The sequence below is a fragment of the Streptomyces sp. Y20 genome (assembly GCF_043195475.1).
In the GTDB taxonomy this organism is placed as follows: Bacteria; Actinomycetota; Actinomycetes; order Streptomycetales; family Streptomycetaceae; genus Streptomyces.
Window position 1 is genome coordinate 402,948 of record NZ_JBIDDP010000004.1, and the last position, 26,961, is coordinate 429,908.

The following is a 26,961-nucleotide window of genomic DNA, read 5'->3' on the forward strand; positions in this document are numbered from 1 at the left end:
CAGACCGGCACGCGGCCGACGCGTCAGACGCGACGACGCTTCGGCGGGCGGCAGCCGTTGTGCGGGGTCGGGGTGACGTCCTGGATGGAGCCGACCTCGAGACCCGTGGCCTGAAGGGAACGGATCGCGGTCTCACGACCGGCACCCGGGCCCTTGACGAACACGTCGACGCGGCGCATGCCGTGCTCCTGCGCGCGGCGGGCAGCCGACTCGGCGGCCATCTGCGCGGCGAACGGCGTGGACTTCCGGGAGCCCTTGAAGCCGACGTGGCCGGCGGAGGCCCAGGAGATCACGTTGCCCGACGGGTCCGTGATGGAGACGATCGTGTTGTTGAACGTGCTCTTGATGTAGGCATTGCCATGAGCGACGTTCTTCTTTTCCTTGCGGCGCACCTTCTTGACGGCGCCCTGACGTCCCTTGGGGGGCATCTACTTACTCCTAGGGAGGTGGTCGGTCCTACAGCGAAGACCGTGGACAGATGTCCGCTGCGGACTACTTCTTGCCCGGCTTCTTCTTGCCGGCGATGGCGCGACGCGGACCCTTGCGGGTACGAGCGTTGGTGCTGGTGCGCTGACCGCGGACAGGCAGACCGCGACGGTGACGGAGACCCTGGTAGGTACCGATCTCGACCTTGCGGCGGATGTCGGCCTGGATCTCGCGACGGAGGTCACCCTCGGTCTTGATGTTGTTGTCGACGTACTCGCGGATCGCGACCAGCTGCTCTTCGGACAGGTCACGGACGCGGGCGTTCGGGTCGACGCCGGTCGCAGCCAGCGTCTCCTTCGAGAGGGTCCGGCCGATGCCGAACACGTAGGTGAGCGCGATCTCCACGCGCTTGTCGCGCGGGATGTCGACACCGGAAACGCGTGCCATTCAATGGCTCCTGGTGAATCTTCGGAGGTCTTCCACAGGACCGGTTCCCGGCCGCCGTACCAGGTACGAACCGGGTCCCCGGCCTCCGACCGGGGGTGTCAAGCCGCTCGCGACGACTTGGGCCCTGCGTATGAACATATTCAGCTCGCGTCGCGCGAATCTCTGCGATAGCGGTGCAGAGGGTGGTGTTCCTGCGTCAGCCCTGGCGCTGCTTGTGGCGCGGGTTCTCGCAGATGACCATGACCCGGCCGTGACGGCGGATCACCCTGCACTTGTCGCAGATCTTCTTGACGCTCGGCTTGACCTTCATGGGGTGAGGTTCTCCGGGTCAGTGCCATCGCTCCGGGCGGGCCCGGGGCTCGGGCAAGATCTACTTGTACCGGTAGACGATCCGGCCGCGCGTGAGGTCGTACGGAGAAAGCTCCACCACGACCCGGTCGTCAGGGAGGATACGGATGTAGTGCATACGCATCTTGCCGCTGATGTGCGCCAGGACCTGGTGGCCGTTCTGGAGCTCGACCTTGAACATGGCGTTCGGAAGAGACTCGACGACAGTGCCCTCGATCTCGATGGCACCTTGCTTCTTGGCCACGCTTCGCCCTTCGAATCGACTACCTTGATCGACCCTCGGGCGTTCCCTGGGATTCCCTTGCGGGAGCATGCGGACATGCGGGTGCACGAGAGCCGACGAGTCAGTCTACGTCGGCGCACCCGGAAAGGCGAATCGAGGAAGTCTGCCCCACGCGGGTGACCCTTATGCCAGAGGGTCCGGAGCGGCCGTGATGCCGTACTCCGCCAGCTTCGCCCGGCCGCCGTCCGGCGCCGTCAGGACCAGCGGCCCCTGCTCGGTGAGGGCGACCGAGTGCTCCCAGTGGGAGGACCAGGTGCCGTCCGTGGTGATGACGGTCCAGTCGTCCTCGAGGACCTCGGTGCGCGGGGTGCCGAGGGAGACCATCGGCTCGATCGCCAGGCAGAAACCGGGCACCAGCTTCGGGCCCTTGCCGCGCCGGCGGTCGACGTAGTTCAGCAGGTGCGGGTCCATGTGCATCTCGGTGCCGATGCCGTGGCCGCCGTAGTCCTCGATGATCCCGTACCGGCCGCCGCCCGGCTTGGGCTGGCGGCGGATGTACGTCTCGATCGCCCGGGAGACGTCGACCAGGCGGCCGCCCGGCTTCATGGCCGCGATGCCGGCCCACATCGACTCCTCCGTCACCCGCGACAGCTCGATCAGCTCCGGCGCGTGGCCGGAGCCGACGAACGCCGTGTAGGCCGCGTCGCCGTGCCAGCCGTCGATGATCGCGCCGCAGTCGACGGAGATGATGTCGCCGTCCTTCAGGACGACGTCCTCGGAGGGGATGCCGTGCACGACGACGTCGTTGACGGAGGTGCAGATGGTGGCCGGGAAGCCGCCGTAGCCGAGGAAGTTCGACCGGGCGCCGTGCTCGGCGAGGACCTTGCGGGCCACCTCGTCCAGGTCCTTGGTGCTGGCACCCGGCACGGCGGCCTCGCGCGTGGCCGCGTGGATGGCGGCGACGACCAGGCCCGCCGCCCGCATCCTGGCGATCTGCTCGGGGGTCTTGATCTGCACCATGGGGGGCCTGCGCTCTCCGTCACTCACGTCGACTGGGTTACCTGTACAACAGTACGGCCGCGGCGCCCAGGGGGTCCTCCCGGACGTCATCCGGGAGGAGGAGGGCACCGCGGCCGGAAAGGGCCGGGATCTACTGCTGGGCCTTCTCGCGCTTGAGGGCCTCCAGCGCCCGCTGCGTGATCTCGTCCACCGGGCCCAGGGACGAGATCGTCACGACCAGGCCCTGCGCCTTGTAGTAGTCGATGATCGGCTCGGTCTGCGTGTGGTAGACCTCGAGCCGCTTGCGGACCGTGTCCTCGGAGTCGTCGTCGCGCTGGTACAGCTCACCGCCGCAGACGTCGCACACGCCCTCCTGCTTCGGCGGGCTGTACGTCACGTGGAAGACGTGCGAGGAGTCGTTACGGCAGATGCGCCGGCCGGCGATCCGCTTGACGACCTCTTCCTCGGGGACCTCCAGGTCCAGGACCGCGTCCAGCGTGATGTCCTCGTTCTCCAGCAGCTGGTCCAGCGCCTGGGCCTGCGAGACGTTGCGCGGGAAGCCGTCCAGCAGGAAACCGCCCTCGGCGTCCGGCTGCGCCATGCGGTCCTTGGCCATCGCGATGGTGACCTCGTCGGGTACGAGGTTTCCGGCGTCCATGTAGGACTTCGCGAGCTTGCCCAGCTCGGTCTGCTGGCTGATGTTGGCCCGGAACAGGTCACCCGTGGAGATGTGCGGGATGGCCAGCTTCTCTGCGAGCCGGACGGCTTGCGTTCCCTTACCGGCACCCGGCGGCCCGACGAGGACGATACGCATCAGCGGAGGAACCCTTCGTAATTGCGCTGCTGGAGCTGGCTCTCGATCTGCTTCACCGTCTCGAGGCCGACACCCACGATGATGAGGATGCTGGTGCCGCCGAAGGGGAAGTTCTGGCTTGCCCCAAAGCCGACCAACGCCATTGTCGGTACGAGAGCGATCAGGCCCAGATACAGCGAACCCGGCCAGGTGATCCGGTTGAGCACGTAACTGAGGTACTCAGCGGTCGGTCGGCCAGCCCGGATGCCCGGGATGAAGCCACCATACTTCTTCATGTTGTCGGCGACTTCCTCGGGGTTGAAGGAGATCGCCACATAGAAGAACGCGAAGAAAACGATCAGCAGGAAGTACGTGGTGATGTAGATCGGGTGGTCGCCCTTGGTCAGGTTCTGCTCGACCCAGGTCTTCCAGCCCGACTTGTCGTTGCCCGCGAACTGGGCCACGAGCGCCGGGATGTAGAGCAGCGACGAGGCGAAGATGACGGGGATCACACCCGCCTGGTTCACCTTCAGCGGGATGTAGGTGGACGTACCGCCGTAGGAGCGGCGGCCGATCATCCGCTTCGCGTACTGCACCGGGACGCGGCGCTGGGCCTGCTCGACGAAGACGACGAGCGCGACCATGACCAGGCCCACGGCGATGACCGTGCCGAACTCGATCCAGCCGCCCGCCAGCGTGCCCTGCTTCTTGATGGCCCACAGCGCGGACGGGAACGTCGCGGCGATCGAGATGAACATCAGGATCGACATGCCGTTGCCGATGCCGCGGTCGGTGACCAGTTCACCGAGCCACATCACGACGGCCGTACCGGCGGTCATGCAGATGACCATGGTGATCGTCGTGAAGATGGCCTGGTCGGGAACGATGCTCGACGCGACCGAGCAGCCGTTGAAGAGCGCGCCGCTGCGGGCGGTGGCGACCAGGCCCGTGCCCTGGAGGATGGCGAGCGCCACCGTCAGATAGCGGGTGTACTGCGTGATCTTCGCCGTGCCGGCCTGGCCCTCCTTCTTCAGGGCCTCGAGGCGCGGGATGACCACGGTCAGCAGCTGAAGGATGATGCTGGCGGTGATGTACGGCATGATGCCGAGCGCGAAGACCGTGATCTGGAGCAGCGCGCCACCGCTGAACATGTTCACGAGGCCGAAGAGGCCCTGGTTGCCCGACGCCTCGTTCACACACTTCTGGACGGCCTGGTAGTTGACGCCGGGGATCGGGATGTGGGTACCGACCCGGTAGACCACGATGATGCCCAGCGTGAAGAGCAGCTTCTTGCGCAGGTCGGGCGTCCTGAACGCCCGGGCGAACGCGGTGAGCACGGTGCCTCCTGCGACCCCCGCGCAACTGCGTCAAGGGTGACGGTCTGAGGTTCGACGAATACGAAAAAGAACAGTGCAGGCCACCATACCGGCGACACTGCCTCCCTAGGAACGACCAACCGGGGATACCTCATTGTGAGGTATCCCCGGTCGGGTTCGTTTTACGTCATCGAGGCGTCGCCTGAGCGACTCAGACGAGCTCGGTGACCGTGCCGCCGGCGGCGGTGATCTTCTCCTTGGCGGACCCGGAGACGGCGTCGACCGTCACCTGGAGCGCCACGGAGATCTCGCCCTGGCCGAGGACCTTGACGAGGCTGTTCTTGCGAACGGCACCCTTCGCGATCAGCGACTCGACGGTGACCTCACCACCCTCGGGGTAGAGAGAGGCCAGCTTGTCGAGGTTCACGACCTGGTACTCGGTCTTGAACGGGTTCTTGAAGCCCTTGAGCTTCGGGAGACGCATGTGGAGGGGCATCTGGCCACCCTCGAAGCGCTCCGGAACCTGGTAACGGGCCTTGGTGCCCTTGGTACCACGACCGGCCGTCTTACCCTTCGACGCCTCACCACGACCCACACGGGTCTTGGCGGTCTTGGCGCCCGGGGCGGGACGGAGGTTGTGGATCTTGAGCGGGTTGTTCTCCGCCATGATCAGTCGACCTCCTCGACCGTCACGAGGTGGCGGACGGTGTGCACCATGCCGCGGAACTCGGGGCGGTCCTCCTTGACGACCACGGTGTTGATCCCCTTGAGACCAAGCGACCGCAGAGTGTCACGGTGGTTCTGCTTGCTGCCGATGTAGGACTTGACCTGCGTGATCTTGAGCTGAGCCATTACGCAGCACCAGCCCCGGCACGCGCGCGCAGCAGAGCCGCGGGAGCGACGTCCTCGAGCGGCAGACCACGGCGAGCCGCGATCTCCTCGGGACGCTGCAGGCCCTTCAGGGCCGCCACGGTCGCGTGCACGATGTTGATCGCGTTCGACGAGCCGAGCGACTTCGACAGGATGTCGTGCACGCCGGCGCACTCGAGCACGGCGCGCACCGGGCCACCGGCGATAACGCCGGTACCGGGGGAAGCCGGCTTGAGCAGGACGACGCCCGCAGCCTTCTCGCCCGTGATCGGGTGCGGGATGGTGCCCTGGATGCGGGGGACCTTGAAGAAGTGCTTCTTGGCCTCCTCAACACCCTTGGCGATGGCGGCCGGCACCTCCTTGGCCTTGCCGTATCCGACACCCACGGTGCCGTCACCGTCGCCCACCACGACCAGCGCGGTGAAGCTGAAGCGACGACCACCCTTCACAACCTTGGCGACGCGGTTGATCGCGACGACGCGCTCAACGTACGCGGTCTTCTCGGCGGCAGCTGCGCCGCCGTCACGGCCCTTCCGGTCCCGCCGCTCGCCGCCACCGGCACCGCCACCGCGGCGCTGGGGTCCAGCCATTGGAATTACCTCTCTCTGTTTCCGCTAGCTACGGAACCGGCTCAGAACTTCAGGCCGGCTTCGCGGGCGGCGTCCGCCAGAGCGGCGATGCGCCCGGCGTACTGGTTGCCACCACGGTCGAATACGACAGCCTCGACACCGGCGGCCTTGGCACGCTCGGCGACCAGGGCGCCGACCTGCTTGGCCTGCGCGGACTTGTCGCCCTCGCCACCGCGGATCGTGGTGTCCAGGGTCGACGCCGACGCCAGGGTGTGACCCTTGATGTCGTCGATGACCTGGGCCACGATGTGGCGGTTGGAGCGCGTCACGACGAGGCGCGGACGCTCAGCCGTACCCGAGATGTGCTTGCGGATCCGGATGTGGCGACGCTTGATCGCGGCGCGCTTGTAAGCGTCGCCCTTGAGGATCTTCTGTCCGTATGCCATGGCTTACTTACCCGCCTTTCCGACCTTGCGGCGGATGACTTCGCCCTCGTACTTGACGCCCTTGGCCTTGTACGGGTCGGGCTTGCGCAGCTTGCGGATGTTGGCCGCAACCTCGCCGACCTTCTGCTTGTCGATGCCCTCGACCGAGAAACGCGTGGGCGCCTCGACCTTGAAGGTGATGCCCTCGGGGGCCTCGACCACGATCGGGTGGCTGTAGCCGAGCGCGAACTCGAGGTTCGCACCCTTGGCGGTCACACGGTAACCGACACCACTGATCTCGAGCTTCTTCACGTAACCCGTGGTCACGCCGGTGATCATGTTCGCCACCAGCGTGCGGGACAGGCCGTGCAGGGCCTTGTTCTGACGCTCGTCGTTCGGGCGGGTGACGTTCAGAACGCCGTCCTCACCCTTGACGATCTCGATCGGTGCCACGACGGTGTGGGTCAGCTCGCCCTTGGGGCCCTTGACCTTGACCGTACGGCCGTCGATGGTGACGTCCACGCCGGCGGGAACCGCGATGGGGAGCTTGCCGATGCGCGACATAGCTGTTTCCTCCGTTCCCTTCCGCTACCAGACGTAGGCGAGGACTTCCCCACCCACGCCCTTCTTGCCGGCCTGCTTGTCGGTAAGGAGACCGTGCGACGTGGAGATGATCGCCACGCCGAGGCCGCCCAGCACCTTCGGCAGGTTGGTGGACTTCGCGTACACCCGGAGACCGGGCTTGGAGATGCGCTTGATCCCCGCGATGGAGCGCTCACGGTTGGGGCCGAACTTCAGCTCCAGGACGAGGTTCTTGCCGACCTCGGCGTCCTCGACCTTCCAGCCCGTGATGAAGCCCTCCTGCTGGAGGATCTCCGCGATGTGAGACTTGATCTTCGATGCCGGCATCGTCACGGAGTCGTGGTATGCCGAGTTCGCGTTCCGCAGACGCGTAAGCATGTCTGCGATCGGATCAGTCATGGTCATGAATTGGCCTTCGGCCTCTCTCGCCGGGGTTTCCTGGTGCGCCATCCCTCTCCCCGATCCGAGACGGGACGGGTGCGGCGCGGTGGACCTACGGCGTAGTAAGTCGTACGGGCGGCAGACGCCCAACCCCGCTAGCCTACGGCATGCGGAGACGGGCCTCTGCCGACCCAGATGCTTACCGAGAGTCTCCGGAATCCCTGGAAGGGGATTACCAGGAGCTCTTGGTCACGCCCGGCAGCTCGCCACGGTGAGCCATCTCACGAAGGCACACGCGGCACAGGCCGAACTTGCGGTACACGGAGTGCGGGCGGCCGCAGCGCTGGCAGCGGGTGTAGCCACGCACACCGAACTTGGGCTTGCGAGCAGCCTTGGCAATCAGAGCCTTCTTCGCCATCTCGCTCACGCCTCCTTGAACGGGAAGCCGAGGTGACGAAGGAGCGCGCGGCCCTCAGCGTCGTTGGTCGCCGTGGTGACCACGGTGATGTCCATGCCCCGGGTACGGTCGATCTTGTCCTGGTCGATCTCGTGGAACATGACCTGCTCCGTGAGACCGAACGTGTAGTTGCCGCGGCCGTCGAACTGCTTGGGGGACAGACCACGGAAGTCGCGGATGCGCGGCAGCGCGAGCGACAGGGTGCGGTCCAGGAACTCCCACATGCGGTCGCCACGGAGCGTGACGTGGGCACCGATCGGCTGACCCTCACGCAGCTTGAACTGCGCGATGGACTTACGGGCCTTGGTGACGGCCGGCTTCTGACCGGTGATCGTGGTGAGGTCGCGGATGGCGCCCTCGATCAGCTTGGAGTCGCGGGCGGCGTCGCCCACACCCATGTTGACCACGATCTTGACGAGACCGGGGATCTGCATGACGTTCTCGTACTTGAACTCGTCACGCAGCTTGCCCGCGATCTCCTCGCGGTACTTCTGCTTCAGACGCGGAGTCGTGGTGGTAGCCATCAGATGTCCTCACCCGTCCGCTTGGCAACGCGGATCTTGTTGCCCTCGTCGTCGAAGCGGTAACCGACGCGCGTGACGACCTTGTTGCCGTCCTTCTCCACGACCAGCTGAACGTTGGACACGTGGATCGGGGCCTCGGTGGTCACGATGCCGCCGGCCTGGGAACCGCTGGCGGTGGGGCCGGCCTTGGTGTGCTTCTTGACCCGGTTGACACCCTCGACCAGGACGCGGTCCTCGCGCGGGTAAGCGGCAATGACCTTGCCCTGCTTGCCCTTGTCCTTGCCGGTGATGACCTGGACCAGGTCGCCCTTCTTGATCTTCATGCTTACAGCACCTCCGGAGCCAGCGAGATGATCTTCATGAACTTCTTCTCGCGCAGCTCGCGCCCGACCGGGCCGAAGATGCGGGTGCCGCGAGGGTCACCGTCGTTCTTCAGAATGACGGCGGCGTTCTCGTCGAAGCGGATGTACGAGCCGTCCGGACGGCGGCGCTCCTTGACGGTGCGAACGATGACCGCCTTGACGACGTCACCCTTCTTCACGTTGCCGCCGGGGATCGCGTCCTTGACGGTGGCGACGATGACGTCACCGATACCCGCGTAGCGGCGACCGGAGCCACCGAGCACACGGATGCAAAGGATTTCCTTCGCACCAGTGTTGTCGGCGACGCGCAGTCGCGACTCCTGCTGGATCACGTCTATCTCCTGATCGTCTGCCGGTTCCCGGCAGGGGCCTCAGATCGAGGACCCCTGCCGAGCCTGGCGGAACTGACCTGCGGGTTTGCCCGCAGGAATTACTTGGCCTTCTCGAGGATCTCGACGACGCGCCAGCGCTTCGTCGCGGACAGCGGCCGGGTCTCCATGAGGAGGACGCGGTCGCCGACACCCGCGGCGTTCTGCTCGTCGTGGGCCTTGAGCTTGTTCGTACGGCGGATGACCTTGCCGTACAGCGCGTGCTTGACACGGTCCTCGACAGCGACGACGACGGTCTTGTCCATCTTGTCGCTGACGACCAGACCCTCACGGGTCTTGCGGAAACCGCGCGCTTCGGTGTTCTGCTCAGTCACGTTGCTCTCGCTCATCAGGCGCTCTCCACCGTCTCGATGCCCAGCTCGCGCTCACGCATCAGGGTGTAGATCCGCGCGATGTCCTTACGGACGGCCTTGAGCCGGCCGTGGTTCTCGAGCTGACCCGTCGCCGCCTGGAAGCGGAGGTTGAACAGCTCTTCCTTGGCTTCGCGGAGCTTGTTCAGCAGCTCCTCGTCACCCAGTTCGCGCAGCTCGGACGCCTTGGTACCGGCCGACATCACGCTTCACCTGCCTCGCGCTTGACGATCCGGCACTTCATCGGCAGCTTGTGGGCTGCGCGAGTCAGGGCCTCACGGGCGATCTTCTCGTTGGGGTAGGACAGTTCGAACATGACCCGTCCCGGGTGCACGTTCGCGATCCACCACTCCGGCGAACCCTTACCGGAACCCATGCGGGTCTCGGCAGGCTTCTTCGTGAGCGGGCGGTCCGGGTAGATGTTGATCCAGACCTTGCCGCCACGCTTGATGTGGCGGGTCATCGCGATACGAGCCGCTTCGATCTGGCGGTTCGTCACGTACGCCGGCGTGAGGGCCTGAATGCCGTACTCGCCGAACGCGACCGTCGTACCACCCTTGGCCTGACCACGGCGCTTCGGGTGGTGCTGCTTGCGGTGCTTGACCCTACGGGGGATCAGCATGTCGGTCAGGCCTCCGTTCCGGTGCTCTCAGCCGGAGCGGACGCGGGAGCCTCGGCCTTGGGGGCCTCGGCACCGGCAGCCTGCTGCGGCTTGCGACCGCGCCCGCCACGCTCGCCACCGCGGCCACCACGGGCCGGGCGGTCAGCGCCACCACGGGCCGGGCGGTTGCCGGCGCGGGCAGCAGCGTTCTCGGCGCGGACCTCGGCGATGTTCTTGACGTCGCCCTTGTAGATCCAGACCTTCACGCCGATGCGGCCGAAGGTCGTCTTGGCCTCGAAGAAGCCGTAGTCCACGTTCGCGCGGAGCGTGTGCAGGGGCACGCGGCCCTCGCGGTAGAACTCCGAGCGGGACATCTCGGCGCCACCGAGGCGGCCACCGCACTGGATCTTGATGCCCTTGGCGCCGGCCTTCATGGCGGACTGCATGCTCTTGCGCATGGCCCGACGGAAGGAGACGCGGGAGGAGAGCTGCTCGGCGACGGCCTGGGCGACCAGCTGGGCATCGGTCTCGGGGTTCTTGACCTCGAGGATGTTCAGCTGGACCTGCTTGCCCGTGAGCTTCTCGAGGTCACCGCGGATGCGGTCGGCCTCGGCGCCACGGCGGCCGATGACGATGCCCGGACGAGCGGTGTGGATGTCCACACGCACGCGGTCACGGGTGCGCTCGATCTCCACCTTGGAGATGCCGGCGCGCTCCATGCCGGACGTCATCATCCGGCGGATGGCGACGTCTTCCTTGACGTAGTCCTTGTACAGCTTGTCGGCGTACCAACGCGACTTGAAGTCGGTCGTGACACCGAGCCGGAACCCGTGCGGGTTTACCTTCTGGCCCATTACCGGGTTCCTTCCTTGCTGCTGACGACCACGGTGATGTGGCTGGTCCGCTTGCGGATCCGGTAGGCACGGCCCTGGGCACGCGGACGGAACCGCTTCAGGGTCGGGCCCTCGTCGACGTAGGCCTCGGAAATGACCAGGCTGTCGACGTCGGTGTGGTCGTAGTTGTGCGCGGCGTTGGCGATGGCGCTGTCGAGCACCTTGCCGACCGGCACGGAGGCGGCCTGCGGAGCGAATCGCAGGACGGCCTGGGCCTCCGTGGCGTCCATGCCACGGATGAGGTCCACCACGCGGCGGGCCTTCATGGGCGTGACGCGGATGTACCGCGCCTGGGCCCTGGCTTCCATGGTTGTCCCTTCAGTTACTTACGTGTCTGAATGCGATCCGCTGCTAGCGGCGCTTCGACTTCCGGTCATCCTTGACGTGGCCCCGGAAGGTGCGCGTCGGCGAGAACTCGCCGAGCTTGTGGCCGACCATCGCCTCGGTGACGAACACCGGGATGTGGGTCTTGCCGTTGTGCACCGCGATCGTGTGGCCGAGCATCGCCGGGACGATCATCGAGCGACGGGACCAGGTCTTGATGACGTTCTTGGTGCCGGCTTCGTTCTGCGTGTCCACCTTCTTGATCAGGTGGTCGTCGACGAAGGGCCCCTTCTTCAAGCTACGAGGCATCTCAACCCGTCCTTAGCGCTTCTTGTTCGTCTTGCGGCGGCGGACGATGTACTTGTTCGACGCCTTCTTGGGCGAACGAGTACGGCCTTCCTTCTTGCCCCACGGGGACACGGGGTGGCGGCCACCGGAGGTCCGGCCCTCACCACCACCGTGCGGGTGGTCGACCGGGTTCATGACCACACCACGGACGGTCGGGCGAACGCCCAGCCACCGCTTGCGGCCCGCCTTGCCCCAGTTGATGTTGCTCTGCTCGGCGTTGCCGACCTCGCCGACGGTGGCGCGGCAGCGCACGTCGACCAGGCGGATCTCACCGGAGGGCATGCGCAGGTGGGCGTAGGCGCCCTCCTTCGCGAGCAGCTGCACGGAGGCACCGGCGGAGCGGGCGAACTTGGCGCCGCCACCGGGACGGAGCTCGATCGCGTGGATCGTGGTACCGACCGGGATGTTGCGGAGGGCCAGGTTGTTGCCCGGCTTGATGTCGGCCCCGGGACCGTTCTCCACGGTGTCGCCCTGCTGCAGGTTGCGCGGGGCGAGGATGTAGCGCTTCTCGCCGTCCGCGTAGTGCAGCAGCGCGATGCGCGCGGTGCGGTTGGGGTCGTACTCGATGTGCGCGACCTTCGCCGGCACGCCGTCCTTGTCGTGACGACGGAAGTCGATCACTCGGTAGGCGCGCTTGTGTCCGCCACCCTGGTGGCGAACGGTCACACGACCGGCGTTGTTACGGCCGCCCTTGCTGTGCAGGGGACGGACCAGCGACTTCTCCGGCGTGGACCGCGTGACCTCGACGAAGTCGGCGACGCTGGCGCCACGACGGCCCGGCGTAGTCGGCTTGTACTTGCGGATTCCCATTTCTCAGTCCTCGTCCGATATCGGACGATCCGAACCGCCCTCAGGCGGTCGGACCGCCGAAGATGTCGATACGGTCGCCCTCGGCGAGGGTCACGATCGCCCGCTTGCTGCCGGCACGCTGACCGAAGCCGGTCTTCGTGCGCTTGCGCTTGCCCTGGCGGTTGATCGTGTTGACCCCGGTGACCTTGACGTCGAAGACCGCCTGGACGGCCTGCTTGATCTGGGTCTTGTTGGCGCCCGGGGCGACGATGAACGTGTACTTGTTCTCGTCGAGGAGCGCGTAGCTCTTCTCGGAGACGACCGGCTTGAGCAGCACGTCACGGGGGTCCGTGAAGGACTTGCTCAGCGGGGTCTCGACGGTGTTCTTGCCCTCGGCGGCGTGACGACGCGCCTTGGCGACGCGCGCGGCCTTGGCGGCCTTGGCGGCCTTCGAGGCGATAGCGGGGTGACGGATGGCCATCAGACCTCGCTCCCTTCGGTGTCAGTGGCCTTCGGGCCGGACACGAAGGACTCGAAAGCGGCCTGGGTGAAGACCACGTCGTCCGAGACGAGAACGTCGTACGTGTTCAGCTGGCCCGGCTCCAGGATGTGGACCTGGGGCAGGTTGCGGGCGGACAGCCACGCGGCCTCGTCGGCGCGCTCGACGACCAGGAGCAGGTTCTTGCGCTCCGAGATCTTGCCGAACAGCGTCCGGGCGGCCTTCGTCGACGGGTTCTCACCCTCGATGACGCCGGAGACGACGTGGATGCGGTTGTGGCGGGCCCGGTCGGTGAGGGCGTGGCGCAGGGCCGCGGCCTTCATCTTCTTCGGGGTCCGCTGCGAGTAGTCACGCGGCTGCGGGCCGTGGACGACGCCACCGCCGGCGAACTGCGGCGCGCGGGTCGAACCCTGACGGGCGCGGCCGGTGCCCTTCTGGCGGTACGGCTTCTTGCCGCCGCCGCGGACCTCGCCACGCGTCTTGGTCTTGTGAGTGCCCTGGCGGGCAGCGGCCAGCTGTGCGACGACGACCTGGTGGATCAGCGGAATGCTGATCTTTTCCACGTCGAAGATCTCCGCGGGGAGTTCGACGGAACCGGCCTTGTCGCCCGCCGGCGAAAGGATGTCAACAGTGCTCATCGGTTACCTCAGGCCCCCTTGGCCGCGGTGCGGACCAGGACGAGGCCGCCGTTCGGACCGGGAACCGCGCCCTTGATGAGCAGCAGACCCTTCTCCGCGTCAACGGCGTGGACGGTCAGGTTCTGGGTGGTGACCCGCTCGTTGCCCATGCGACCCGCCATGCGGAGGCCCTTGAACACGCGGCCCGGGGTGGCGCAGCCACCGATGGAGCCGGGCGAGCGGTGCTTGCGCTGGGTGCCGTGTCCGGCGCCGAGGCCCTTGAAGTTGTGACGCTTCATGACACCGGCGAAGCCCTTGCCCTTGCTCTTGCCGGTCACGTCGACCTTGATGCCGGCCTCGAACACCTCAGCGGTGATCTCCTGGCCGAGGGTGTACTCGCTGGCGTCAGCGGTACGGATCTCGACGAGGTGGCGGCGGGGAGTGACGTCGGCCTTGGCGAAGTGGCCCTTGAGGGGCTTGTTCACCTTGCGCGGGTCGATCTCGCCGAAAGCGATCTGGACGGACTCGTAGCCGTCGACATCGTTCGTACGGACCTGGGTGACGACGTTGGGGCCGGCCTTGACGACGGTGACCGGAACAACACGGTTGTTCTCGTCCCACACCTGCGTCATGCCGAGCTTCTCGCCCAGGATGCCCTTGATCTGCTTAGTCATCTCTCAGATCACCCGGCCTCAGAGCTTGATCTCGATGTCGACACCGGCCGGGAGGTCGAGTCGCATCAGAGAGTCAACGGTCTTGGGAGTCGGGTCGAGGATGTCGATCAGGCGCTTGTGCGTGCGCATCTCGAAGTGCTCGCGCGAGTCCTTGTACTTGTGCGGCGACTTGATGACGCAGTACACGTTCTTCTCAGTGGGCAGCGGCACCGGGCCCGCGACCGACGCGCCCGTGCGCGTCACCGTCTCGACGATCTTCTTCGCCGAAGAGTCGATGACCTCGTGGTCGTAGGCCTTGAGCCGAATGCGGATCTTCTGTCCCGCCATGGCTACTCAGTAGTCCTGTCTCTTCTCACGCTCTGGAACCCGGTGGTTCCGTATCCTTCCTTCCGACCCACGCGGTCGGGCGTGTCGCGCTCCCGCTGACACGGATGTCCCTTGTTCGAACATCCCTGCGGGGAATGCACACGGCCCTTCCGGAACCGTAGGCCGGGGGCGGAAGGCCCACCGGGTGCCTGGCCGGTGCCGCACCGCACTTCCCGAAAGATTCCCGTACGTCCGCCCCAGCGCTGCCGTGATGGCAGTTAGGGCGACGAGTACTGTGGGACTCGCTTCCGGTCCTCCCGGCGGGAGGCGCGCAGCATCAACACTCGACCGAGCAACTCGGACAGTCTGCCATACAGGACCGGCACTCCGCCAATCGAGCGGAAGAGATTACCCCGATAGTGACGTAGGTCAAACCCGGGGCGGTCACGACCCCCGCACCCGCCGGCTCTCCAGCGGGCCCAGGTACAGCGTCGGCAGGCCTCCCGTGTCGATCAGCAGGCGCTGGAGGACCACCGTCGGGTCCACCATCCAGAACCTCAGGAGCTGGGCGCCGGTCCTCGTCACCGTGTGCCGGGTCGCCGTCGCGTTGACGTTGTCCGAGGTGTGCCGGGCCCAGACCGCGTTCAGCGCGCCGTCGTCGGCGCCCGCGGTGATGTCCACGGTGCGGACGGGGCCCCGGTCGAGCGAGATCCCGTAGCGCAGGCCCGTCGTGCCGGGCAGGGCCGGGTTGCGGGGGGAGAGGTGGGCCCAGACCGTCACCTCGGTGCCGGGCTCCGCCAGGAGGGTCACCTCGTACGCCAGGTGCGGGGAGGAGCCGCCGGGGGTGCGGCGGGCCGCGGTCACCGGCCAGGGGGTCATGCCCGCGCCCGTGCGCCCGATGCCGTCGAGACGGCGCCACGGGCCGACCGCCCGGTCGTGGTGCTCGGCGTCGATCGCCACGTATCCGCAGGCTTCCACGAATCCCCGCAGGTCCCGCACCGACGGCCGTTCCGTCACGCAGCGCACCGGCACCGCCGAACCGGCCCCGGTCACGGTCAGCGTCGCCTCCGCTCGGCCCGCGGGGGCCCGCGTCCAGTCCACGCAGACCTCCAGCCGCACCTGCCGTGCGACGCGGCCGCGCGGGCGTTCCACGCGCAGCCACGGCGCCGAAGTCCGCACCTCGTAGGCGAAGGGCGTCCGGCCCCGGTTGAAGATCTCCAGGTACTGCTGGGGGCGGGTCTGGTACGGGCTGAACGACGGCAGCACCGCCTCCCTGCCGCCCGCGGCGCCTCCCGGCCACCACTCCCCCGAGTCCTCCGCGCCGTCGACCGACACGCCCAGCTCCGCCGCCTGTGGCACCTCGACGCGCCGGACGGCCGGGAAGAGGACGTCGGGCAGGGCGACGCCGTCCTTCTCCGGCTGCTGCCAGCCCGCTTCGGGCCCGTACCGGTCCACGTCCCCGTAGTCGATGTGCGGCTGCGTCTGGAAGCCCCGCCATTTCCCGCTCGCCACCGCGGAGTCGAAGCGGTCGGCCAGCGCGAGATCGCGGGCCAGGGCCGCTTCCGCCCGCGCCGCGAGCGCGTCGGTCGAGGACCGGCCCTGCCGGGCGTGGAGCAGGTTGGTGAACTCGGCTTCCCGGAGCGCGTACAGGTTCGCGGTCGCCGTCACCGCGTAGCCGGCCAGTTCGAACCAGGCGTCCCGCAGCCGGGCCGGCAGCCGGCGTTCGACGTCCTGCGCACGGCGGCCCAGCTCGCGCCACTGCGCGGTGACCCGCTCCAGTTCACGGTGGGCGAAGTAGTAGGGGCTCTGCCGGTCGTCGTTGGCCGACGGGCCGGCGGATCCGGTGATCCGGCGGTTGAGGAGTTCGGGTTTGCGACGGGCCTGGAGCCGGCCGTAGGCCGCCAGGAGCGAGGCGATCTGCCGTGCCTGGGCGTCGCCGAAGTTCTGCCGGGCGTAGCGCTCCTCCCACGCTCCCAGACGCTCCAGGGGCCAGGCGTCCGGGTTCCACGCGTACGTCAGGAAGAACTCGGTGGGGAGTTCGTTGCCCTTGAGGTCGCCGGCGTTGGCCACCCACAGGCCGTGGTTGCCGTAGGCGTGGGCCTGGTGGAGCTGGTCCCGGACGTTCCGCAGGTTCGCCGTGTCGACCCACTTGTAGTTACGGCCGGCGCCGACGTAGTCGAAGTGGTAATAGAGGCCGTAGCCGCCGGCACGGGGACCGTCCGGGTGCTTGCGGATGTTGCCCCAGTTGTCGTCGGTGAGGACGACGGTGACGTCGTCCGGTGCGCGCAGGCCCCGGTCCCAGTAGCGCTGCACCTCCTTGTACAGCGTCCACACCTGCGGAGTCTCGGACGCCGGCCGTCCGGTCACCTCCTCGATGATGCGGCGCTGGTCGGCGATGATCTGCTCCATCAGTTCGACGCCGTCGCCGTCGGGGAGGCCGGTGTCGCCGTTGCCCCGCATGCCGAGGGTCACGACGCCCTCGAAGCCCTGGTCGACCATGCGCCGGATGCCGGCGCGCCAGTACCGGCGGACGGCTTCCGCGTTGCGGCGGTACGACCATTCGCCGGTGCCCCCGTACGGGTCCGCCCCGGAGCCGGCGTGCCGGTTCCACTCCTCGATGCCCCGCATCATCGGCGCCTCGTGGGAAGTGCCCATGACGATGCCGTACTGGGCCGCCCGCCGGTGGTTCTCCGGGTCGTCCTCCGCGAAGGCCCGGCCCCAGACCGCGGGCCACAGGTAGTTGCCCTTCAGGCGCAGCAGCACCTCGAACACCTTCGCGTAGAAGTCCGCGGTGAAGCCGCCGGGGTGGCCGGGCGCCTTCCCGGGCCCGAAGTACGCAGGCGCCCAGGTGCCGAGCGCCGGGTTCTCGTCGTTGATGAAGATCCCCCGGTACCTCACCGCCGGGGTGCCCTGGGTGAAGCGGCCGGCCTTCACCCACACCGCGGCGCGCCGGGCCGGCGGTACGTCGTCCCACCAGTGCCAGGGCGAGACACCGATGCCGTACGAGACGTCGTACGCCCCGAAGACGGTGCCCCGCGGATCGCTGCCCGCGATGACGAACGCCCGCTCCACGCCCGGCAGGGGACGGTCCACGACCGTCTGGAGCGAGGTCTCCCACTTCCCGCGCACGCCGGTCACGTCCAGCTTGCCGGACCGGATCAGCCCGTCGATCAGCGGGCTGCGGCCGATCGTGCCGAGCAGGACCGGGAAGCGGCCGAGGGCGGCGCCCGGGCGCACCCCCGTCACCCGGGCGAGGTCGTCCCGCAGGTCGCCGGCGACGCGTACGACGCCGGGGTGGTCCTCGGGGCTGACCACGACGGGGGCGCCGACCAGGGAGAACACCCCGTCCGTGAAGGAGACGTACGCCCCCGGGTCCGTCAGCCGCGGCTCCTCCCCCGCGGCGGCCGCGGTCCCCGCCGTCCCCATCGGCAGCGCGGCCAGCCCGGCGCCCAGGACCGTCCCGCCCACTACCGTCCTACGGCTGACGTGCGCAGACGCCATGCGACACCCTTCCCCAGCTGTCATTTGGACAGTGACATGACAAATTCTGGGTGGTGGACAGCGGCGAGGGAACGGGTCGTACGCGCCGAATAGTTTCGCGGCGCCGGCACGGCCCGAGCAGGGCACACGCAGAAGAGGCCCGTACGACCGGAGTCGTACGGGCCTCCCCTAGGTCAGCTGGTGACCTGGAGCAAGCGGGAGCTTACTTCAGGATCTTGGTGACCTGGCCGGCGCCCACCGTGCGGCCACCCTCACGGATGGCGAACTTCAGGCCCTCTTCCATGGCGACGGGCTGGATGAGCGACACCGTCATCTCGGTGTTGTCACCCGGCATGACCATCTCGGTGCCCTCGGGGAGGGTCACCACGCCGGTCACGTCCGTCGTGCGGAAGTAGAACTGCGGACGGTAGTTGTTGAAGAACGGCGTGTGGCGGCCACCCTCGTCCTTGGACAGGATGTAGGCCTGCGCCTCGAACTCGGTGTGCGGCGTGACCGAGCCCGGCTTGATGATGACCTGGCCGCGCTCCACGTCCTCGCGCTTGATGCCACGGAGGAGCAGACCGACGTTCTCACCGGCCTGGCCCTCGTCGAGCAGCTTGCGGAACATCTCGATACCGGTGACCGTGGTGGTGGTCTTCTCGGTCTTGATGCCGATGATGTCGACGGTCTCGTTGACCTTCAGGACACCACGCTCGATACGGCCGGTGACGACCGTACCGCGACCGGTGATCGTGAAGACGTCCTCGATCGGCATGAGGAACGGCTTGTCGACCTCGCGCTCGGGCTGCGGGATCGACTCGTCGACCGCGTTCATCAGGTTGAGGACCGAGTCCACCCACTCCTTCTCGCCCTCGAGGGCCTTCAGAGCGGACACCTTGACGACCGGGAGGTCGTCGCCGGGGAACTCGTACTCGGAGAGGAGCTCACGAACCTCGAGCTCGACGAGCTCCAGGATCTCCTCGTCGTCCACCATGTCGGCCTTGTTCAGGGCGACGACGATGTACGGGACGCCGACCTGGCGGGCCAGGAGCACGTGCTCCTTGGTCTGCGGCATCGGGCCGTCGGTGGCGGCGACCACCAGGATCGCGCCGTCCATCTGCGCGGCACCGGTGATCATGTTCTTGATGTAGTCCGCGTGACCAGGGCAGTCGACGTGGGCGTAGTGACGCGCCTCGGTCTGGTACTCGACGTGCGCGATGGAGATGGTGATACCGCGCTGACGCTCCTCGGGCGCCTTGTCGATGTTGTCGAACGGGGTGGCCTCGTTCAGGTCCGGGTACGCGTCGTGCAGCACCTTGGTAATGGCGGCCGTGAGGGTCGTCTTACCGTGGTCGATGTGACCGATGGTGCCGATGTTGACGTGCGGCTTAGTCCGCTCGAACTTCGCCTTCGCCACTGGGGTCCTCCTGTGGAGTGGTTCTGTACGCCTTACTTCATCGGCGCCAGGTGATCTTTGCTGTAAAGGCCCGGAACCCGGGGCGAACACCCGCGTTTGCGGTTGTTTGCCCCATGAGGCTCCGGTGTCAAGCCTACGGCGTGTTAACGCGGTGCGTTACTCGCCCTTGGCCTTCGCGATGATCTCCTCGGCGACGTTCCGCGGAACCTCGGCGTAGGAGTCGAACTGCATCGAGTAGCTTGCGCGACCCGACGTCTTGCTGCGGAGGTCGCCGACGTAGCCGAACATCTCCGACAGGGGCACGAGGCCCTTCACGACGCGGGCACCAGCCCGCTCCTCCATGGCCTGGATCTGACCACGGCGGGAGTTGATGTCACCGATGACCTCGCCCATGTAGTCCTCGGGCGTGGTGACCTCGACGGCCATCATCGGCTCGAGCAGCACGGGGCTGGCCTTGCGCGCGGCCTCCTTGAAGGCCTGCGAACCGGCGATCTTGAAGGCGAGCTCGGAGGAGTCGACCTCGTGGTAGGCGCCGTCGTGGAGGATGACGCGCACGCCCGTCATCTCGTAGCCGGCGAGGATGCCGAACTGCATGGCCTCCTGCGCACCGGCGTCCACCGAAGGGATGTACTCCTTCGGGATGCGGCCACCGGTCACCTTGTTCACGAACTCGTACGAGGTGTCGCCACCCTCGAGCGGCTCGATGCCGATCTGCACCTTCGCGAACTGACCGGTACCACCGGTCTGCTTCTTGTGGGTGTAGTCGACGCGCTCGACGGCCTTGCGGATCGTCTCACGGTAGGCCACCTGCGGCTTGCCGACGTTGGCCTCGACCTTGAACTCACGGCGCATACGGTCGACCAGCACCTCGAGGTGCAGCTCGCCCATACCACCGATGATGGTCTGGCCGGTCTCCTCGTCCGAGTGGACCTGGAAGGACGGGTCCTCCTCGGCCAGGCGCTGGATCGCGATGCCCAGCTTCTCCTGGTCGCCCTTCGACTTGGGCTCGATGGCGACCTGGATGACCGGCGCCGGGAAGTCCATGGACTCCAGGATCACCGGCTGCTTGTCGTCGCACAGCGTCTCGCCGGTCGTGGTCTGCTTCAGACCCATGACCGCGACGATGTCGCCGGCGCCCACCGCGTCGATCTCCTCACGCTTGTTGGCGTGCATGCGGTAGATCTTGCCGATGCGCTCCTTCTTGCCCTTGACGGAGTTCAGCACCGAGGTGCCGGACTCCAGGCGGCCGGAGTACACGCGGACGAAGGTGAGCTTGCCGAGGTGCGGGTCGCTCATGATCTTGAACGCCAGCGCCGACAGCGGCTCGTCGTCGGACGGCTTGCGCTTGACGACCACCTCCGGGTCCTTGACGTCGTGGCCCTCGATGGCCTCGATGTCGACCGGGGACGGCAGGTAGCGCACGACCGCGTCGAGCAGGGGCTGGACGCCCTTGTTCTTGAAGGCCGTGCCGCAGAACACCGGGGTCACCGTGGTGCCGGTGCCCTTGCCGGAGGCGATGGTGATACGACGGACCGCGGCGTACAGCTGCTCCACGGAGGGCTCCTCGCCCTCCAGGTACAGCTCCATGATCTCTTCGTCGTTCTCCGCGACGGCCTCGAGCAGCTTGCCGCGCCACTCCTCGGCAGCCTCGGTGTGCGTGGCCGGGATGTCGACGGTGTCGTACATCTCGCCCTTGGTGGCCTCGGCGGACCAGACGAGGGCCTTCATCGTCACGAGGTCGACGACGCCCTTGAAGTCGGCCTCGGCACCGATCGGGAGCTGCATGACGATCGGCTGAGCGCCGAGGCGGTCAGAGATCATGTCGACGCAGCGGTGGAACTCGGCACCGGTCCGGTCGAGCTTGTTGACGAAGCAGATGCGCGGGACGCCGTAGCGGTCCGCCTGACGCCACACGGTCTCGGACTGCGGCTCCACGCCGGCGACACCGTCGAACACCGTCACGGCACCGTCGAGCACGCGCAGCGAGCGCTCCACCTCGACGGTGAAGTCGACGTGGCCCGGGGTGTCGATGATGTTGATCGTGTGGTCGACGTCCTCCAGCGGCCAGTGACAGGTGGTGGCAGCAGAGGTGATCGTGATGCCACGCTCCTGCTCCTGCTCCATCCAGTCCATGGTCGCGGCGCCGTCGTGGACCTCACCGATCTTGTACGACACACCGGTGTAGAACAGGATCCGCTCGGTGGTGGTCGTCTTGCCCGCGTCGATGTGGGCCATGATCCCGATGTTGCGGACCTTGGCCAGGTCAAGTGAAGTGGTAGCCATAAGGCTTCAGTCTTCTCTCGGTCTCGATGTGGGTAGCGACTACCAGCGGTAGTGCGCGAAGGCCTTGTTGGACTCGGCCATCTTGTGGGTGTCCTCACGCTTCTTCACAGCGGCGCCGAGGCCGTTGGACGCGTCGAGGAGCTCGTTGAGCAGGCGCTCGGTCATGGTCTTCTCGCGGCGGGCGCGGGAGTAACCGACGAGCCAGCGCAGCGCCAGGGTGTTGGCACGGCCCGGCTTGACCTCGACCGGCACCTGGTAGGTCGCGCCACCGACACGGCGGGACTTGACCTCGATGGTCGGCTTGATGTTTTCGAGCGCGCGCTTGAGCGTGATGACCGGGTCGTTGCTGGTCTTCTCGCGCAGACCCTCCATGGCGCCGTACACGATGCGCTCGGCGGTGGAGCGCTTGCCGTTCAGCAGCACCTTGTTGATCAGCGACGTGACAAGAGGAGAACCGTAGACCGGGTCGATGATGACCGGGCGCTTCGGGGCGGGGCCCTTACGAGGCATTCTTACTTCTCCTTCTTGGCGCCGTAGCGGCTGCGGGCCTGCTTGCGGTTCTTGACACCCTGGGTGTCGAGCGAACCGCGGATGATCTTGTAGCGAACACCGGGCAGGTCCTTCACACGGCCGCCGCGCACGAGCACGATCGAGTGCTCCTGCAGGTTGTGTCCCTCACCCGGAATGTAAGCGGTGACCTCGATCCCGCTGGTCAGACGCACACGCGCGACCTTACGCAGGGCCGAGTTCGGCTTCTTCGGGGTGGTCGTGAACACGCGCGTGCAGACGCCACGACGCTGAGGGGAACCCTCGAGTGCGGGCGTCTTGTTCTTCTCGACCTTGTCCTGCCGGCCCTTCCGGACCAGCTGCTGGATCGTAGGCACTACTTCTCCGGTTTCTGTGTGCCGAATGGTGAAGCTAACCTGGAACGTCGCCGACCCACGCGGTCGGGTGTGTCGAATCCGCCGGATCCCCGCCGCGAGGCGGAAAGGGCGCAGATCACGGTGGCCGCTCACGGCTCGCCATGCGGTTCACAGGCACGCACAGGAGCCAGGGCACACCCCAGGCACAAGGTCTGAGCGTACCTACCTCATTGGCTGCGGTCAAAACAAATGGGGTCGGCGCCCGCACGCCGGGGCTTGACAGTACGCCCGCGCGGCCTCCACGCGCTCCTGGACCGGCCGGGAGTCCGTCCGGACCACCACTGCGGGCCGGCCCCTCCTCGCACGTCAGGCCGCCGCTGAGCGGCCTTCGGGGCGGCTCGGTCCCCCGGGGCCCGGCGGCCGGCACCCGACCCCCCACACACGCCGGAGGGCGGCCACCCCGTCAACGGGATGGCCGCCCTCCGGCTCACGCTCGCCTACTGGTTGTACGGACCGTAGTCGTAGTCCTCCAGCGGAACGGCCTGGCCGGAGCCCGTGCCGAACGGCGAGTAGTCGATGTCGTCGTAGCCGACGGCCGAGTACATCGCGGCCTTGGCCTCCTCGGTCGGCTCGACCCGGATGTTGCGGTAGCGGGACAGACCCGTACCGGCCGGGATGAGCTTACCGATGATGACGTTCTCCTTGAGGCCGATGAGGCTGTCGGACTTGGCGTTGATGGCCGCATCCGTCAGGACTCGGGTCGTCTCCTGGAAGGAGGCGGCCGACAGCCAGGATTCCGTCGCCAGCGAGGCCTTGGTGATACCCATCAGCTGCGGACGACCGGAGGCCGGGTGACCGCCCTCCTGGACCACACGACGGTTCTCCTGCTCGAAGCGGGAGCGCTCGACCAGCTCGCCGGGCAGCAGCTCGGCGTCGCCGGACTCGATGATCGTCACGCGGCGCAGCATCTGCCGGATGATGATCTCGATGTGCTTGTCGTGGATCGACACGCCCTGCGAGTTGTACACCTTCTGGACCTCGCCGACCAGGTGGACCTGGACGGCACGCTGACCCAGGATGCGCAGCACGTCGTGCGGGTTGGTGGCACCCACGGTGAGCTGCTGGCCGACCTCGACGTGGTCGCCCTCGCGGACCAGGACCTTGGCGCGCTTGGAGATCGGGTACGCCGTCTCGTCGCTGCCGTCGTCCGGGGTGACGATGAGCTTCTTCGTCTTCTCGGTCTCCTCGATCCGGACGCGGCCGGAGGCCTCGGAGATCGGGGCGACACCCTTCGGCGTACGGGCCTCGAACAGCTCGACGACACGCGGCAGACCCTGCGTGATGTCGTCACCGGCCACACCACCGGTGTGGAAGGTACGCATCGTCAGCTGGGTGCCGGGCTCACCGATGGACTGGGCGGCGATGATGCCGACCGCCTCACCGATGTCGACCAGCTTGCCGGTCGCCAGCGAACGGCCGTAGCACATCGCGCAGGTACCGACGGCGGACTCGCAGGTCAGGACCGAGCGGGTCTTGACCTCCTCGATGCCGTGCTTGACCAGCTCGTCGATGAGCACGTCGCCCAGGTCGGTGCCGGCCGGGGCCAGCACCTTGCCGTCGACGACGATGTCCTCGGCGAGGCAGCGCGCGTACACGGACGTCTCGACGTCCTCCGTCTTGCGCAGCACACCGTCCGCGCCCCGCTCCGCGATGTGGAGCTTGAGGCCGCGCTCGGTGCCGCAGTCCTCCTCGCGGATGATGACGTCCTGGGAGACGTCGACCAGACGACGGGTGAGGTAACCCGAGTCGGCGGTACGCAGGGCGGTGTCCGCCAGACCCTTACGGGCACCGTGGGTGGAGATGAAGTACTCCAGCACGGACAGACCCTCACGGAACGAGGCCTTGATCGGACGCGGGATGGTCTCGTTCTTCGCGTTCGACACCAGACCGCGCATACCCGCGATCTGCCGCATCTGCATCATGTTTCCTCGGGCACCCGAGTCGACCATCATGAAGATGGGGTTGGTCTTGGGGAAGTTCTCGTTCATCGCCTCGGCGACCTCGTTGGTCGCCTTGGTCCAGATCGCGATGAGCTCCTGCGTGCGCTCTTCCTTGGTGATCAGACCGCGCTCGTACTGCTTCTGGACCTTCTCGTCCAGCGCCTCGTACCCCTTGACGATCTCCTTCTTCGCCTCGGGAACGACGACGTCGGAGATGGCCACGGTGACACCGGAACGGGTCGCCCAGAAGAAGCCGGCCGCCTTCAGGTTGTCGAGCGTCGCCGCCACGATGACCTTCGGGTAGCGCTCGGCCAGGTCGTTGACGATCTCGGAGAGCTGCTTCTTGCCCACCGAGTAGTCGACGAACGGGTAGTCCTCGGGCAGCAGCTCGTTGAAGAGCGCGCGGCCCAGGGTCGTGCGCAGCCGGAACGAGTCACCCTGCTGCCACTCGGGCTCGCCCTCCTCGCGGACCGGGGGGGTCCAGCCGCGCGGCGGGATGGTGCCCACCGGGAAGCGGATGTCGATCTGCGACTGGAGCGCCAGCTCACCGGCGTCGAACGCCATGATCGCCTCGGCCGTGGAGCCGAACGCGCGGCCCTCGCCCTTGGTGTCACGCAGCTCGCCGTCGGTGGTGAGGAAGAACAGACCGAGGACCATGTCCTGGGTCGGCATCGTCACCGGGCGGCCGTCGGCCGGCTTGAGGATGTTGTTCGAGGACAGCATCAGGATGCGGGCCTCGGCCTGCGCCTCCGCGGACAGCGGCAGGTGCACGGCCATCTGGTCACCATCGAAGTCCGCGTTGAACGCGGTGCAGACGAGCGGGTGGATCTGGATGGCCTTGCCCTCGACCAGCTGCGGCTCGAAGGCCTGGATGCCGAGGCGGTGCAGGGTGGGAGCACGGTTCAGCAGCACCGGGTGCTCGGCGATGACCTCTTCGAGGACGTCGTACACGACCGTACGGCCGCGCTCCACCATGCGCTTGGCGCTCTTGATGTTCTGCGCGTGGTTCAGGTCGACCAGGCGCTTCATCACGAACGGCTTGAACAGCTCCAGCGCCATCGCCTTGGGCAGACCGCACTGGTGCAGCTTCAGCTGCGGGCCGACGACGATGACGGAACGCGCCGAGTAGTCGACTCGCTTGCCGAGCAGGTTCTGACGGAAGCGGCCCTGCTTGCCCTTCAGCATGTCGCTGAGGGACTTCAGGGGGCGGTTGCCGGGACCCGTGACCGGGCGGCCGCGGCGGCCGTTGTCGAACAGCGCGTCGACGGCCTCCTGGAGCATGCGCTTCTCGTTGTTCACGATGATCTCGGGCGCGCCGAGGTCGAGAAGCCGCTTCAGGCGGTTGTTGCGGTTGATGACACGGCGGTACAGGTCGTTCAGGTCGGAGGTCGCGAAGCGGCCACCGTCCAGCTGCACCATCGGACGCAGGTCCGGCGGGATGACCGGGACGCAGTCCAGGACCATGCCCTTGGGGCTGTTGGACGTCTGGAGGAACGCGGAGACGACCTTCAGCCGCTTCAGGGCGCGGGTCTTCTTCTGGCCCTTGCCCGTGCGGATGATCTCGCGGAGCTTCTCGGCCTCCTCGTCGAGGTCGAAGGACTCCAGGCGCTTCTGGAGCGCCGCGGCACCCATCGAGCCGTCGAAGTACGTGCCGAAGCGGTCACGCAGCTCGCGGTAGAGCAGCTCGTCGCCCTCGAGGTCCTGGACCTTGAGGTTCTTGAACCGGTTCCACACCTCGTCGAGGCGGTCGATCTCGCGCTGCGCACGGTCGCGCAGCTGCTTCATCTCGCGCTCGGCACCCTCGCGCACCTTGCGGCGCACGTCGGCCTTGGCGCCCTCGGCCTCCAGCTCGGCCAGGTCGGTCTCGAGCTTCTTGGCGCGGGTCTCCAGGTCGGCGTCCCGGCGGTTCTCGATCTGCTGGCGCTCGACGGAGACGTGCGCCTCCAGGGAGGGCAGGTCGCGGGTACGACGCTCGTCGTCGACGTACGTGATCATGTACGCCGCGAAGTAGATGACCTTCTCGAGGTCCTTGGGAGCCAGGTCGAGCAGGTAGCCCAGCCGGCTCGGGACACCCTTGAAGTACCAGATGTGCGTGACGGGGGCGGCCAGTTCGATGTGGCCCATCCGCTCACGGCGCACCTTGGCGCGGGTGACCTCGACGCCGCAGCGCTCGCAGATGATGCCCTTGAAGCGGACGCGCTTGTACTTGCCGCAGTAGCACTCCCAGTCCCGGGTCGGACCGAAGATCTTCTCGCAGAAGAGTCCGTCCTTCTCGGGCTTGAGGGTGCGGTAGTTGATGGTCTCGGGCTTCTTGACCTCGCCGTGGCTCCACTGACGGATGTCGTCAGCGGTGGCCAGACCGATCCGGAGCTCGTCGAAGAAGTTGACGTCGAGCACTATGCGTCA

The 26,961-nt window shown here is 67.2% G+C and carries 34 protein-coding genes; all 34 read right to left on the bottom strand.

Features of this window, described 5'->3' with window-relative positions; all coding sequences use genetic code 11:
- Positions 1–23 precede the first annotated feature (23 nt).
- Positions 24–428, bottom strand: coding sequence for a 30S ribosomal protein S11 (gene rpsK, locus ACGFT1_RS13190; protein ID WP_121787366.1), 405 nt, complete (start codon positions 426–428; stop codon positions 24–26).
- A gap of 64 nt (positions 429–492) precedes the next feature.
- The gene (rpsM, locus tag ACGFT1_RS13195; RefSeq protein ID WP_121787367.1) at positions 493–873 is read right to left on the bottom strand and encodes a 30S ribosomal protein S13; all 381 of its coding nucleotides are present in this window, start codon (positions 871–873) and stop codon (positions 493–495) included.
- A 196-nt stretch (positions 874–1,069) separates the two neighbouring features.
- Positions 1,070–1,183, bottom strand: a complete 114-nt coding sequence (rpmJ, locus tag ACGFT1_RS13200) for a 50S ribosomal protein L36 (RefSeq protein WP_003998809.1) — start codon at positions 1,181–1,183, stop codon at positions 1,070–1,072.
- 60 nt (positions 1,184–1,243) lie between these two features.
- The gene (infA, locus tag ACGFT1_RS13205) at positions 1,244–1,465 is read right to left on the bottom strand and encodes a translation initiation factor IF-1 (RefSeq protein WP_003948620.1); all 222 of its coding nucleotides are present in this window, start codon (positions 1,463–1,465) and stop codon (positions 1,244–1,246) included.
- Between the two features lie 162 nt (positions 1,466–1,627).
- Positions 1,628–2,464: a type I methionyl aminopeptidase gene (gene map / locus ACGFT1_RS13210; RefSeq protein ID WP_373909234.1), complete on the bottom strand. Its 837-nt coding sequence runs from the start codon at positions 2,462–2,464 to the stop codon at positions 1,628–1,630.
- A 130-nt stretch (positions 2,465–2,594) separates the two neighbouring features.
- Positions 2,595–3,257 carry an adenylate kinase gene (locus ACGFT1_RS13215; RefSeq protein WP_373909069.1) on the bottom strand — a complete coding sequence of 221 codons (663 nt, stop codon included), beginning with the start codon at positions 3,255–3,257 and terminating at the stop codon, positions 2,595–2,597.
- Positions 3,257–4,573 (bottom strand): preprotein translocase subunit SecY, encoded by a 1,317-nt coding sequence (secY, locus tag ACGFT1_RS13220; protein ID WP_356818721.1) that lies wholly within the window; start codon positions 4,571–4,573, stop codon positions 3,257–3,259. Before secY ends, ACGFT1_RS13215 begins: the two co-directional genes overlap by 1 nt.
- Positions 4,574–4,763: 190 nt before the next feature.
- Positions 4,764–5,219: a 50S ribosomal protein L15 gene (rplO, locus tag ACGFT1_RS13225; protein ID WP_121787371.1), complete on the bottom strand. Its 456-nt coding sequence runs from the start codon at positions 5,217–5,219 to the stop codon at positions 4,764–4,766.
- 2 nt (positions 5,220–5,221) lie between these two features.
- On the bottom strand, positions 5,222–5,404 hold the full coding sequence (gene rpmD / locus ACGFT1_RS13230; RefSeq protein ID WP_003998814.1) for a 50S ribosomal protein L30: 183 nt from the start codon (positions 5,402–5,404) through the stop codon (positions 5,222–5,224).
- Positions 5,404–6,012: a 30S ribosomal protein S5 gene (rpsE, locus tag ACGFT1_RS13235; protein WP_007384078.1), complete on the bottom strand. Its 609-nt coding sequence runs from the start codon at positions 6,010–6,012 to the stop codon at positions 5,404–5,406. Before rpsE ends, rpmD begins: the two co-directional genes overlap by 1 nt.
- 41 nt (positions 6,013–6,053) lie before the next feature.
- Positions 6,054–6,437, bottom strand: coding sequence for a 50S ribosomal protein L18 (gene rplR / locus ACGFT1_RS13240; RefSeq protein WP_356818725.1), 384 nt, complete (start codon positions 6,435–6,437; stop codon positions 6,054–6,056).
- A 3-nt stretch (positions 6,438–6,440) separates the two neighbouring features.
- A complete protein-coding gene (gene rplF, locus ACGFT1_RS13245; protein ID WP_121787372.1) occupies positions 6,441–6,980 on the bottom strand; it encodes a 50S ribosomal protein L6 in 540 nt (179 codons plus the stop codon).
- Positions 6,981–7,004: 24 nt separating this feature from the next.
- Positions 7,005–7,403 carry a 30S ribosomal protein S8 gene (rpsH, locus tag ACGFT1_RS13250; protein WP_007384075.1) on the bottom strand — a complete coding sequence of 133 codons (399 nt, stop codon included), beginning with the start codon at positions 7,401–7,403 and terminating at the stop codon, positions 7,005–7,007.
- A gap of 208 nt (positions 7,404–7,611) precedes the next feature.
- Positions 7,612–7,797, bottom strand: a complete 186-nt coding sequence (locus ACGFT1_RS13255) for a type Z 30S ribosomal protein S14 (RefSeq protein WP_003948630.1) — start codon at positions 7,795–7,797, stop codon at positions 7,612–7,614.
- 5 nt (positions 7,798–7,802) lie between these two features.
- Positions 7,803–8,360: a 50S ribosomal protein L5 gene (gene rplE, locus ACGFT1_RS13260; RefSeq protein WP_023547375.1), complete on the bottom strand. Its 558-nt coding sequence runs from the start codon at positions 8,358–8,360 to the stop codon at positions 7,803–7,805.
- On the bottom strand, positions 8,360–8,683 hold the full coding sequence (gene rplX / locus ACGFT1_RS13265) for a 50S ribosomal protein L24 (protein WP_310764877.1): 324 nt from the start codon (positions 8,681–8,683) through the stop codon (positions 8,360–8,362). Before rplX ends, rplE begins: the two co-directional genes overlap by 1 nt.
- Before the next feature lie 2 nt (positions 8,684–8,685).
- Positions 8,686–9,054 (bottom strand): 50S ribosomal protein L14, encoded by a 369-nt coding sequence (rplN, locus tag ACGFT1_RS13270; RefSeq protein ID WP_003998823.1) that lies wholly within the window; start codon positions 9,052–9,054, stop codon positions 8,686–8,688.
- Positions 9,055–9,152: 98 nt separating this feature from the next.
- Positions 9,153–9,440 (bottom strand): 30S ribosomal protein S17, encoded by a 288-nt coding sequence (gene rpsQ / locus ACGFT1_RS13275; protein ID WP_030641193.1) that lies wholly within the window; start codon positions 9,438–9,440, stop codon positions 9,153–9,155.
- Positions 9,440–9,664 (bottom strand): 50S ribosomal protein L29, encoded by a 225-nt coding sequence (gene rpmC / locus ACGFT1_RS13280; RefSeq protein ID WP_005481220.1) that lies wholly within the window; start codon positions 9,662–9,664, stop codon positions 9,440–9,442. The genes rpsQ and rpmC overlap by 1 nt, the downstream gene beginning before the upstream one ends.
- Entirely contained in the window at positions 9,664–10,083 is a 420-nt protein-coding gene (gene rplP / locus ACGFT1_RS13285) for a 50S ribosomal protein L16 (protein ID WP_004927269.1), read from the bottom strand. Before rplP ends, rpmC begins: the two co-directional genes overlap by 1 nt.
- Positions 10,084–10,088: 5 nt before the next feature.
- On the bottom strand, positions 10,089–10,916 hold the full coding sequence (gene rpsC, locus ACGFT1_RS13290) for a 30S ribosomal protein S3 (protein WP_116148545.1): 828 nt from the start codon (positions 10,914–10,916) through the stop codon (positions 10,089–10,091).
- On the bottom strand, positions 10,916–11,263 hold the full coding sequence (rplV, locus tag ACGFT1_RS13295; RefSeq protein ID WP_026252021.1) for a 50S ribosomal protein L22: 348 nt from the start codon (positions 11,261–11,263) through the stop codon (positions 10,916–10,918). Before rplV ends, rpsC begins: the two co-directional genes overlap by 1 nt.
- 43 nt (positions 11,264–11,306) lie before the next feature.
- Positions 11,307–11,588: a 30S ribosomal protein S19 gene (gene rpsS, locus ACGFT1_RS13300; RefSeq protein WP_373909070.1), complete on the bottom strand. Its 282-nt coding sequence runs from the start codon at positions 11,586–11,588 to the stop codon at positions 11,307–11,309.
- Positions 11,589–11,600: 12 nt separating this feature from the next.
- Complete coding sequence (gene rplB / locus ACGFT1_RS13305) at positions 11,601–12,437, bottom strand: 50S ribosomal protein L2 (protein ID WP_030601203.1); 837 nt, start codon at positions 12,435–12,437, stop codon at positions 11,601–11,603.
- 40 nt (positions 12,438–12,477) lie between these two features.
- Positions 12,478–12,897, bottom strand: a complete 420-nt coding sequence (rplW, locus tag ACGFT1_RS13310; RefSeq protein ID WP_121787376.1) for a 50S ribosomal protein L23 — start codon at positions 12,895–12,897, stop codon at positions 12,478–12,480.
- Positions 12,897–13,553 (bottom strand): 50S ribosomal protein L4, encoded by a 657-nt coding sequence (gene rplD / locus ACGFT1_RS13315; protein WP_356818729.1) that lies wholly within the window; start codon positions 13,551–13,553, stop codon positions 12,897–12,899. Before rplD ends, rplW begins: the two co-directional genes overlap by 1 nt.
- Before the next feature lie 8 nt (positions 13,554–13,561).
- On the bottom strand, positions 13,562–14,206 hold the full coding sequence (gene rplC, locus ACGFT1_RS13320) for a 50S ribosomal protein L3 (protein ID WP_356818731.1): 645 nt from the start codon (positions 14,204–14,206) through the stop codon (positions 13,562–13,564).
- An 18-nt stretch (positions 14,207–14,224) separates the two neighbouring features.
- Positions 14,225–14,533: a 30S ribosomal protein S10 gene (gene rpsJ / locus ACGFT1_RS13325; RefSeq protein WP_003948644.1), complete on the bottom strand. Its 309-nt coding sequence runs from the start codon at positions 14,531–14,533 to the stop codon at positions 14,225–14,227.
- Positions 14,534–14,956: 423 nt separating this feature from the next.
- The gene (locus tag ACGFT1_RS13330) at positions 14,957–18,013 is read right to left on the bottom strand and encodes a glycosyl hydrolase 115 family protein (protein ID WP_373909071.1); all 3,057 of its coding nucleotides are present in this window, start codon (positions 18,011–18,013) and stop codon (positions 14,957–14,959) included.
- Between the two features lie 202 nt (positions 18,014–18,215).
- Positions 18,216–19,409: an elongation factor Tu gene (gene tuf / locus ACGFT1_RS13335; RefSeq protein WP_373909072.1), complete on the bottom strand. Its 1,194-nt coding sequence runs from the start codon at positions 19,407–19,409 to the stop codon at positions 18,216–18,218.
- A gap of 156 nt (positions 19,410–19,565) precedes the next feature.
- Positions 19,566–21,692 carry an elongation factor G gene (fusA, locus tag ACGFT1_RS13340; protein WP_373909073.1) on the bottom strand — a complete coding sequence of 709 codons (2,127 nt, stop codon included), beginning with the start codon at positions 21,690–21,692 and terminating at the stop codon, positions 19,566–19,568.
- 39 nt (positions 21,693–21,731) lie between these two features.
- Positions 21,732–22,202, bottom strand: a complete 471-nt coding sequence (rpsG, locus tag ACGFT1_RS13345) for a 30S ribosomal protein S7 (protein ID WP_121787381.1) — start codon at positions 22,200–22,202, stop codon at positions 21,732–21,734.
- A gap of 2 nt (positions 22,203–22,204) precedes the next feature.
- Entirely contained in the window at positions 22,205–22,576 is a 372-nt protein-coding gene (rpsL, locus tag ACGFT1_RS13350; RefSeq protein ID WP_003948652.1) for a 30S ribosomal protein S12, read from the bottom strand.
- Between the two features lie 476 nt (positions 22,577–23,052).
- Entirely contained in the window at positions 23,053–26,952 is a 3,900-nt protein-coding gene (locus ACGFT1_RS13355; protein ID WP_373909074.1) for a DNA-directed RNA polymerase subunit beta', read from the bottom strand.
- Positions 26,953–26,961: the final 9 nt, after the last annotated feature.